Here is a 9,350-nt window from a genome sequence, read left to right on the forward strand (position 1 = left end):
TTAAGAAAGTACACCGCCTTCAGGCAAAATACAAGCCTAAATTATAACAAAAAAGATTCCAGCTATCATTTTTTGATAACTGGAATCTTTTTTAACTTCATAAGGGCTAGTTATGTCCCAGCCCCTTCGTTCTTTATTGTTTCTTCATTACATTTGTCTCCGTCTCTTAATCATACTTTATTTTTTCGATTATGCCTGAACAGTAGATGCTTTTTGCAATCGAAGAACAATGCCTGTAATAATTAGGACTATACATGCTGGGATTAGCCAGCCAAGACCTTCATTATATAACGGCAAAACTGTTTCGTAGAACGAAACAATGGGAATCATCCAGTTAAAGTAAGGAATACCTAATGATTCACAGAGCGATTTTAGTCCATCAATGCTACTGATTAAAAATGTTACTGCAATTACCGAAATGTAGACAGATCTTCCATGGTAAAACAAAGGTGACAAGAATGCTAATAACATTAAGACGATCGCTAATGGATATAGGAACATCAGTACAGGTATGGAATAAGTAATAATATTAGTAAGACCAAAATTAGCTATTACAAAAGTTATCACTGCAAAGAATACAACAAACTTTTTATAGCTTATCCTTGGAAATAATGAATGAAAATATTCTGAACAAGCAGTTGTTAACCCAATGCTTGTCGTTAAACAAGCTAATGTAATAACAAGCGCTAATAGAATCAATCCAAATGTTCCAAAATAATGTGTTGATGCACTACTCAATACAGGTCCACCATTATCAAATATTCCGTATATCTCTGTACTTGTAGCTCCTAAATAAGCAATTCCAACATATATCGCTCCTAATAAAACAATAGCAACAGAACCAGACCTGGCCGTAGCTCTCAATATTTCTCGTTTAGATGTAATTCCCAATGAACGAATAGCCTTAATCACGATAATTCCAAACACCAAGGAAGCAAGTGCATCCATTGTATTATAGCCCTCCAAAAATCCATTCAAAAAGGCACCATCTGCATATGCCTCCTGAGGAGTTTGTAAAGAACCCATTGGTTTGAAAATAACCATAGCAAGTAAAATCACAAGTAGTACCACAATGCCTGGCGCTAAAATCTTACCAACATAATCGACGATTTTTGCAGGATAAAGCGAAAAAAATAGGGTTATTGCAAAGAAAACGAGTGTAAAAATCATTAAACCACCTTGCTGGAATCCCTCGCTGATAAATGGTGAAATGCCAACATCAAATGCTACCGTTCCAGTTCTTGGTGCTGCAAAAAATGGTCCTATCGTTAGATATAATAGTGCGGTAAACATAACACCATAGATAGGATGAATTCTACCGGCCAAATCCTGAAGATTTTTGCTACCAGAAAAGCTCATAGCTAATATACCTAATAATGGTAAACCTACTCCAGTTATTAAAAACCCGATGACCGCTTGCCAAACATTAGCTCCAGCAAGTTGTCCAAGCTGAGCAGGAAATATTAAATTACCAGCTCCAAAGAATAATGCAAATAACATTACACCTATGGCGGCATAGTTTGAAAATGATAATTTTTCCCTCATATATATGTCCTCTCCTAGAAGCAAATTTTAATGTAAATGCCTTCCATCTATATGCAATATATCAATGGTGTTAATCATACTATTTTTTTCTCTAACATGCAATATATTACCTGGAATTTTTTCATAATTTAGATATATAATGTACTCAAAGATTGAAATTGCTTGACTACATCGTATTTTGTAATCTTCGCAGTAGTAGCGTTTAACTTTTCACCATACTCTCGCACTAGCATTTTTAAATCTATGCTGGTTCAGATAGCCAAAACATAGCAATCTTAGAACAAAAGAACAAACGCCGGATTAGAAGCGTAGCGACTGGAGCGAGTCAACCGAGATAAAGGAATCACGGTGAGTTTGCTTGTAGATGATGACTTAGATTAGGGCGATTCGTGAAGTCGCCTGTTTCTGGGCGCTGGATCTGGACGCGGCTTAGACACGCCCATATTTACCCACATGGGCTAATTTTCTAATTTCCTAGACTATAAAAAAAGAGAGCGATGTTTTCGCTCTCCACGCTTAACGATCAGCTAATTGCTGTTCGGCAAACTCTCTATATAAGGCATGTTGCTCCATAAGCTCCTGATGATTACCTATGCCAGTTATTTTTCCTTTTTCAATGAATACAATTTTATCTGCATCAACAATTGTTGATAAGCGATGGGCAATAACAAAAGTCGTACGTCCCTTCATTAATCGCGTTAAAGCCTGTTGAACAATTCTTTCAGATTGGCTATCAAGACTTGCAGTAGCCTCATCCATCATTAATATCTTTGGATCTCTTAAAAAGGCACGGGCAATATTAATTCGTTGCCTCTGTCCACCTGATAGTTTTATTCCTCGTTCTCCTACTTTTGTATCTAACTGCTCGGGAAAATCAGCAATAAACTGATCTGCGTAAGCCATCGCAGTAACCGCCCAGAGCTGTCCATCCGATATATCTGATGCATTACTTAGGCCATAGGTTAAATTTTCTCTAATCGTTCCAGCCATCATTGCACTTTCCTGTGAGACATATCCGATCTGGCTACGCCAAGCTTCTAAGGATAAGTCCTGAATCGATGTATTACCAATTATTATTTCTCCTTCAGTTGGCTGATAAAATCGTTCCAATAGCCCAAATAAAGTTGTCTTTCCTCCTCCACTAGGACCCGCAAAAGCTATCATTTCTCCAGGCTTTGCGGTGAAAGATATATTCTCTAACACCTGCTCGTTGTCATCATAGGCAAAGGTAACATTGTTTACATGAATCGTTTCATGTGTAATCTGCTTGTCAATCCCATTTTGACCAGCTTCTACCGGTAGATCTAATATATCTATAATCCGTTCTGTCGCACCTTTTGCTTTTTGCAATTGAGTAAAGAACATAGCGAATGTCGTAATAGGCATTATAATTTGAAATAAATATAATAAAAACGCTACCAGCGACCCCGTTGACATCGTTCCATTTGCTACTCTTATCCCACCATAACCGATAATAATGACAACTACAGCCATAATAATTAAGTACATTAATGGACCAATTAGGGCAAATATTTTTGATTCTCTTAAGCCATATGAAAATAATTTGCCGATTCCCTGCACGCCTTTTTGTTCTTCAAAGGATTCAGCAGTAGACGACTTCATTAAGCGAATCTCACTTAGAGTTTGTTGGATATTTCCTGTAAACATTGCTGTTTCATCTTGTAGACTACGGGAAATCTTCGCCATTTTACTGCCCAAAGGCATCATAAGTAGGATGGTAATTGGAACAGCAATTAACATCATGAGTGTCATTTTCCAATCCATAATTAGTAGAATAGCAACTGCACCAATAATAGATATCAATCCACTAATAAATTGTGGAAAATGCTGTGAAATCAAATCTTTTACTATACCTGTATCATTAACAACGCGACTTACCGATTCTCCACTATTCGTCTTATCAAAATAGCTAACTGGCATCCGAATCAGCTTCATCCACATTTGTTCCCTTAGACGAGCAACAATTCGCTGTCCTACTGCTGCAAGTAAATACGTTGATATGCCATCAATGACTGCTTGTAAAATAAATACAAGCCCAATAGCCACAATCAATAGCATACTCATTGATTCGATAGAGAACCCATCCACTAGTTCTCTAGTTAGCAAAGGAATACTCAATCCGACAAGTGTAGTAATTATACTTCCGATTAAGCCTATTGTAAGTGCAAGTCTTGGAATATTCGTAGATATAATTAAAGATATAAATGGCTTTATCCCGTTTCGCTGTTTACCCATTACCTTGACCCCTATCATAAATACATTCCATATATTCTTTTATTATAAAGGAAACCAGGAATTAATACACCGTCCACCCACGAATAAAGTGAAACTTCTGCGTGCAATGTATCGCTACTTAGGCATTCCTTATCCGGCTGGAACAACACGAGTCCGAAGATCCCTTGGTAACGTATGTTTCTTTACTAAGTTAGCTGAGGCAATGGACGCGGAAAAAAGTATATGTTCATGTTTCTGCGATAATACTCCTATTGATACTTCGCTTTCCGTGGAGAAGGCTTCGGCAACGATACATCACACAACGTATCCACATTTTTTTTATCTTTCGGCTTTTAATTAACCCTCTATATCCCGTTTCTGATAGCCTATAAAACCAATGGTGGTGCATGCAAAAGCTATTACCGTCAATATGAAAATGGCCATTATATTCATGTCCTCTACTGGTATTTGTGGTACATGACCAAATGGGGAAAGATTGCTCATCCAATCGGGAAATTGCATTAAATTACCTAAATAAACTACAATAAACGAATAAATTAAGTAACCCCATATCCAACTACTCCCATTAGGGAACAGTCCAATAAGCAATACTGTAAAACCAATCATTACCCACATGGCAGGTAGATAGACCATTGCTGCACGATAAACAACTCCTAAATCGATTCCTCCATCAATGGAGGCTGTTGCTAAAGACCATAGTCCAATTGCCGCTAATGAAAGCATCCCAAATGAAACAAGCATCGCTATCACCCATGAACTACCTATTAAACGAGTACGCGAAATAGCCCGACTTAATAAATGCTCCGTGCGCCCCTTCTTCTCTTCCCCCATTAACTTTAGTATTGCCATTAACGTTGGAATGGTACTCATCATAGCAAGGACACTCATCAGCATGGTAATAAACTGTTCCGTAAGCGAAAATCCCTCCACTGGGGTTAACATTTGCTTCATCATTTCCACATCCTCAAAGAACGTATCTAAATCCCCCAGAACAGAACCATATGATGCTCCAATTACAAACATACCAATTGCCCATGCGATTAAGCCAGTACGTTGAAGTCGAAATATTAATCCGAATGGACTTTGTAAAAAGAAGGATGCACGCCTCTTTCCTGGTTTAGCAGGAAGAAAACCAGAGTCTAAGTCCCTTATCGCATTTAAATAAAGTGCCAATATACATAGTATAAACGATACACCAACTGTCAATAGAATGGGCCACCAATAATTATTAACATAAACCTGTGTACCTAAAATCCACCCTAACGGTGAGACCCATGATAATGCTTCACTACTAACGTCACCAATAGCACGTAGCATATAGGAAATTCCTAATACGAAAAAAGAAAAACCAATTACACCACGAGAGTTTTCGGACAGTTGTGCAAAAACTGCTGTTATGGCTGTGAAAAAGAAACCAGCTGCTCCTAAGCCAGCTCCATATAACAAAGACCCTGCTAAGTCCATACTTTCTATTCCCAATGATGCTAGACCAAAGCCAATAATAAGCGCTAGTAAAAAATTCGTCATAAAAACTACACTAAGTGTGGCAAGCAAATTAGATAACCGTCCAGTCGGAAGGGAACGGACCATCTCTATGCGGCCTTCTTCCTCATCTGCTCGAGTATGTCGTGCTACCAAAAGAATGCTCATAATTGCTACTGTTATCGCTGTAAATAAAAGCATCTGATGTGCCATCATAGCTCCAAATGTATAATCTTCTAACCCATATCCTTTTCCCACCATGGCTGTCATTGCTGGATTTAACATTGTTTCAGCTATTGCTTGACGATCTGCCTTTGTTGCGTATAGATCAGTAAAAGAAATGGCAATCATCAACGTTACAGTTACTAATGAAAGCATCCAGACAGAGATACGCAACCGATCACGACGGAGGAGAAAGCGTAACAGTCTTCCTGTATTTTTTGTGAATTGGCCAGCCATTACACCGCACCTCCTGCTCCTATATTCGATTTACCTTCATAATGTCTCATAAATAAATCTTCTAATGTCGGTGGAGCACTTTCTAATTTTACAATGCCAAATTGACTAATATAACGAATAACGGCATCCAACTCCTCCGTATCAACTTGAAAGGATATTTCACTCCCTTGCTCTTCAATGGCATGAACACCCTTTACTTCATCAAGGGAAGCAATGGACTGTTTGGTAGCAACTAACAAATTGGTACGTGTTAAATGGCGCATTTCACTTAGTGAGCCAGATTCTATAATTTCTCCTTGTCGAATAATACCAACACGATCACAAAGCCTTTCCACCTCAGATAAAATATGGCTAGAAAGCAGAACACTCTTCCCTGCATGCTTTTCTTCTAATATACAAGATTGAAATACCTGTTCCATTAATGGATCAAGCCCCGATGTCGGCTCATCTAAAATATATAAGTCTGCATCAGAAGAAAATGCGGCAACCAAAGCAACCTTTTGCCTATTCCCTTTTGAATACGTACGACATTTTTTAGTTGGGTCCAATTCAAACCGCTTAATTAGTTCTTCTCTACGATTTTTATTATTGCCACCGCGAAGTTTAACAAACAGATCAATAACCTCTCCACCCGTTAAGTTTGGCCACAAGTTCACATCACCTGGAACATAAGCAATTCGCTTATGGATTTCTACAGCCTCTGACCATGCATCCTTCCCAAAAATCTGTACGTTGCCTTTCGTTGCCTTTAATATTCCTAATAATATGCGAATCGTTGTTGACTTCCCAGCTCCATTCGGCCCAATAAATCCGTAGACTTCTCCTTCATTAACTTCTATATTTACACCATCTAGCGCCATAAACTTACCAAATTTCTTTGTTAAATTCGATGTTTTCAATACAGGCATTCTTCTTCCTCCCTTACCCTTTTCTCAAATTATGAAATATTTTAACTTATATATTTCATAATATATATTTAAAACCTCTTTTGCAATAACTTATGAAATATTTTTATTGTTTTATTACATATTTTTTATTAAACTTAAAATGAGGTGAGATTAGTTGGACGGTTTTAAACGAAGACGGGAGTTAAAAAAATCACATATTTTAGAGGCGGCCTTAAGTTTATTTATGGATTTCGGCGTACAAAAAGTCGCTATTAAGGAAATAGCTACAAAAGCAAATGTATCTCAGGTAACGATTTATAATTATTTTGGCAGCAAGGATAACCTTGTCCAAGAAGTAATTAAACATTATATAAATAAAGCATGGTGGGAATTTGAAGAATTATTTAACAGCGATTTACCTTTCCATGAAAAAATAAAGGGGATTATTTTTGCGAAAAAGGAAACAGCCCAGCATATACATTCTAATTTCTATGACGTCATTATGAAGGAATATGCAGCTGGAACTAGTTATGTTGAAGAGTTGTATCAAAAAAAGGCACTGCCTAAAATGATGGCTTTATTTGATGAAGGAAGGCGTGACGGATTTATCGATCCTAACCTATCAAATGAGTCACTTCTAATGTATTTACAAATATTTAAAGAAGCTATGCAGCGTGAGGATATCTATAAACAAATACTGCCGATGACCGAGGATATTGTAAAAATCTTGTTTTATGGAATTGTTGGAAAAGGGGAATCTTGATTTTTTTGAGATGCAGCCAGAGCTAAGGCAGCCCTGTGCACTAAATAGATTATACTCACATATAAAGTGAAACTTCAATCAGTGGGGGTTTTGTTTATCCCCCCAAATATTCACTTTATTACTTGAAGTGTGGGACTTACTGTCAGTTATATGCGGGAGAACTAGAAAGAAAAAGATGTTTGAAACGTATAGAATAAAAAGGATGGTCCGTCTACTCTTACGGAAAAAGTGACGGATCCTTTTCTAAATTTCAGTAATAATTCTTGAGAAACGTTTTTTGACAACCTGAAGGAAATCCATTCTTTCCTACTACCTCCAATAATATTCTTAAAAAGAGAAGGTTTACGAAGTCCCATACTGCAGCTTAAATCCCTCAACGAAATATGAAATTACTTTCATTATTTCATCCAACGAACCCTCGTGCTCTGGCATTTGAGCAATCCATAATGCAGATTCATTTAATGCACCTGATAAAGAGTGGGTCATCGCTTCCACTGAAACTGGCTTGAAGCAATTACTTCTTTGCATAAGGTCAAGTTGTTCATGTAACAATCGCATCGAGCTTTGTCTATCCATCGATCGCCAAACTTCCCAACCTACAACTGCCGGACCATCAATGAGTAATATTCGTTTATTTTGAAGTTCAACAGCAGCTGTTACAAATGCTTTACACCCTAATAATAGTTGCTCCCACAAATCATCACTTTTTCTAGCATCTCGTTCGATTTGATCAGCAACCTCTTTTTGTACTGTAATTAATACTGCTTCAAACAGACCTTGCTTATTTTTAAAGTGATGATATAAAGCACCACGAGTTAGATTTGCTTCCTTTGCAATTTCCTCTAAAGAAGCACCTTCATATCCATGCTTAGTAAAGTGTTTTCTCCCAACTTCGATCAAGTTGTGTATTGTGTTCATTGCTTCTTCTTTATTTCTTCTCATTCGTTATTTACTCCCATCCTTCTCCGTTCAATCTGTATTTTCTCTTTCTCAACAAGCATGATAGCCTGTTGATCATTTTGTTTTCTTAATAAAACGTAATCCATGTTATAAAAACCACTTAAAATGAGCTTTATTTCTACCTTTTCTTCTTGAGCTTGAAGCCAATCCATACCATCTATTTTTCTTTTGTTAAATCATTAATATTTGCCACAGACTTTCTAACATATAAAGAAGGATCGTTAATCAGAAGTTCCAATAAACATAAATTATTCAATGGATTACCAATATTGGTTTCAATTTAATGGTTGAAGTGAGGGTCTTACTACCAGTTATATGCGGGATAAATAACTGTTCTTCAAATAATGGGGAGTACGGTTTGATCAAATCAGTCAGACGCTTGGCTAAATCACTGGAAAATGAATATTTTAAAGCAATTGTATGAACATCCTTTCACTCTTCATTCCATATCTGTTGCTTATACAGTTTCGTCTCTTCTGCAGAAGGAGGAATGACTGTTATTACATCAATTAATATACCATTTGGGTCTTCTGTAATAAAATGTCTTTGCCCAAATTCTTCGTCACGGAGTTCCTGTATCAATGGAAGTTTTAACTCAGTAATAAGCCTGTCATAAATAATATCTACATCCACTACCTCAAAATTTAAAATTATTCCCTGTACAGATTTTCGATATTCCTCTGGAATTGTTGTGTGGGTAGCATTTAATATGGCTAATTCATACGTTAGTGAATTCGAAACCCGTTTTAAACTAGTATACCAATCTGCTTCGTACACCACCTCAAAATTAAAATAGTTTTGGTAATAGGTGGAACTTATCTCCACTTGATCTGTCATGATAACTGGATAAAAACTCGATACCCGCATAAACATCCTCCCTCTATATACTTTAATTATCTTCAAAATACTCTTGTTTTCTTAGAATTAATCAAGCACCATTTCATTGAATGTATTGATGGATAAAGCGTTTAATCAGAGTACAGAATATTCTAACCGGG

The 9,350-nt window shown here is 36.9% G+C and carries 8 protein-coding genes; 1 reads left to right on the plus strand and 7 read right to left on the minus strand.

What is annotated here, in order from left to right:
* Window positions 1–189 precede the first annotated feature (189 nt).
* The 4 genes from brnQ to RVS70_RS20860 all read right to left on the minus strand — a co-directional run bounded on the left by brnQ (window position 190) and on the right by RVS70_RS20860 (window position 6,650).
* Window positions 190–1,545 (minus strand): branched-chain amino acid transport system II carrier protein, encoded by a 1,356-nt coding sequence (brnQ, locus tag RVS70_RS20845; RefSeq protein WP_026680318.1) that lies wholly within the window; start codon window positions 1,543–1,545, stop codon window positions 190–192.
* A 516-nt stretch (window positions 1,546–2,061) separates the two neighbouring features.
* The gene (locus RVS70_RS20850) at window positions 2,062–3,801 is read right to left on the minus strand and encodes an ABC transporter ATP-binding protein (protein ID WP_026680317.1); all 1,740 of its coding nucleotides are present in this window, start codon (window positions 3,799–3,801) and stop codon (window positions 2,062–2,064) included.
* 336 nt (window positions 3,802–4,137) lie between these two features.
* The gene (locus RVS70_RS20855; RefSeq protein ID WP_121604393.1) at window positions 4,138–5,742 is read right to left on the minus strand and encodes an ABC transporter permease; all 1,605 of its coding nucleotides are present in this window, start codon (window positions 5,740–5,742) and stop codon (window positions 4,138–4,140) included.
* Window positions 5,742–6,650, minus strand: a complete 909-nt coding sequence (locus RVS70_RS20860; protein WP_026680315.1) for an ABC transporter ATP-binding protein — start codon at window positions 6,648–6,650, stop codon at window positions 5,742–5,744. The genes RVS70_RS20855 and RVS70_RS20860 overlap by 1 nt, the downstream gene beginning before the upstream one ends.
* A gap of 154 nt (window positions 6,651–6,804) precedes the next feature.
* Between RVS70_RS20860 and RVS70_RS20865 the strand changes: the two genes are divergently transcribed.
* Entirely contained in the window at window positions 6,805–7,392 is a 588-nt protein-coding gene (locus RVS70_RS20865; RefSeq protein ID WP_026680314.1) for a TetR/AcrR family transcriptional regulator, read from the plus strand.
* 342 nt (window positions 7,393–7,734) lie between these two features.
* On the opposite strand, the gene RVS70_RS20870 is transcribed toward RVS70_RS20865, so the two are convergent.
* The 3 genes from RVS70_RS20870 to RVS70_RS20880 form a co-directional block, all read right to left on the minus strand.
* A complete protein-coding gene (locus RVS70_RS20870) occupies window positions 7,735–8,334 on the minus strand; it encodes a TetR/AcrR family transcriptional regulator (protein ID WP_026680313.1) in 600 nt (199 codons plus the stop codon).
* Window positions 8,331–8,504, minus strand: coding sequence for a hypothetical protein (locus tag RVS70_RS20875; protein WP_161629263.1), 174 nt, complete (start codon window positions 8,502–8,504; stop codon window positions 8,331–8,333). The genes RVS70_RS20870 and RVS70_RS20875 overlap by 4 nt, the downstream gene beginning before the upstream one ends.
* A gap of 280 nt (window positions 8,505–8,784) precedes the next feature.
* Window positions 8,785–9,219, minus strand: a complete 435-nt coding sequence (locus tag RVS70_RS20880; protein WP_121604392.1) for a VOC family protein — start codon at window positions 9,217–9,219, stop codon at window positions 8,785–8,787.
* Window positions 9,220–9,350 lie beyond the last annotated feature (131 nt).

Origin of the sequence: Virgibacillus sp. M23, assembly GCF_034190895.1 — a bacterium.
In the GTDB taxonomy this organism is placed as follows: Bacteria; Bacillota; Bacilli; order Bacillales; family Amphibacillaceae; genus Virgibacillus; species Virgibacillus salarius.

Coding starts and splice junctions, on each gene's coding strand:
- RVS70_RS20855 (WP_121604393.1), bottom strand. CDS start 5,742: ATGGCTGGCCAATTCACAAAAAATACAGGAAGACTGTTACGCTTTCTC.
- brnQ (WP_026680318.1), bottom strand. CDS start 1,545: ATGAGGGAAAAATTATCATTTTCAAACTATGCCGCCATAGGTGTAATG.
- RVS70_RS20875 (WP_161629263.1), bottom strand. CDS start 8,504: ATGGATTGGCTTCAAGCTCAAGAAGAAAAGGTAGAAATAAAGCTCATT.
- RVS70_RS20870 (WP_026680313.1), bottom strand. CDS start 8,334: ATGAGAAGAAATAAAGAAGAAGCAATGAACACAATACACAACTTGATC.
- RVS70_RS20880 (WP_121604392.1), bottom strand. CDS start 9,219: ATGCGGGTATCGAGTTTTTATCCAGTTATCATGACAGATCAAGTGGAG.
- RVS70_RS20850 (WP_026680317.1), bottom strand. CDS start 3,801: ATGGGTAAACAGCGAAACGGGATAAAGCCATTTATATCTTTAATTATA.
- RVS70_RS20860 (WP_026680315.1), bottom strand. CDS start 6,650: ATGCCTGTATTGAAAACATCGAATTTAACAAAGAAATTTGGTAAGTTT.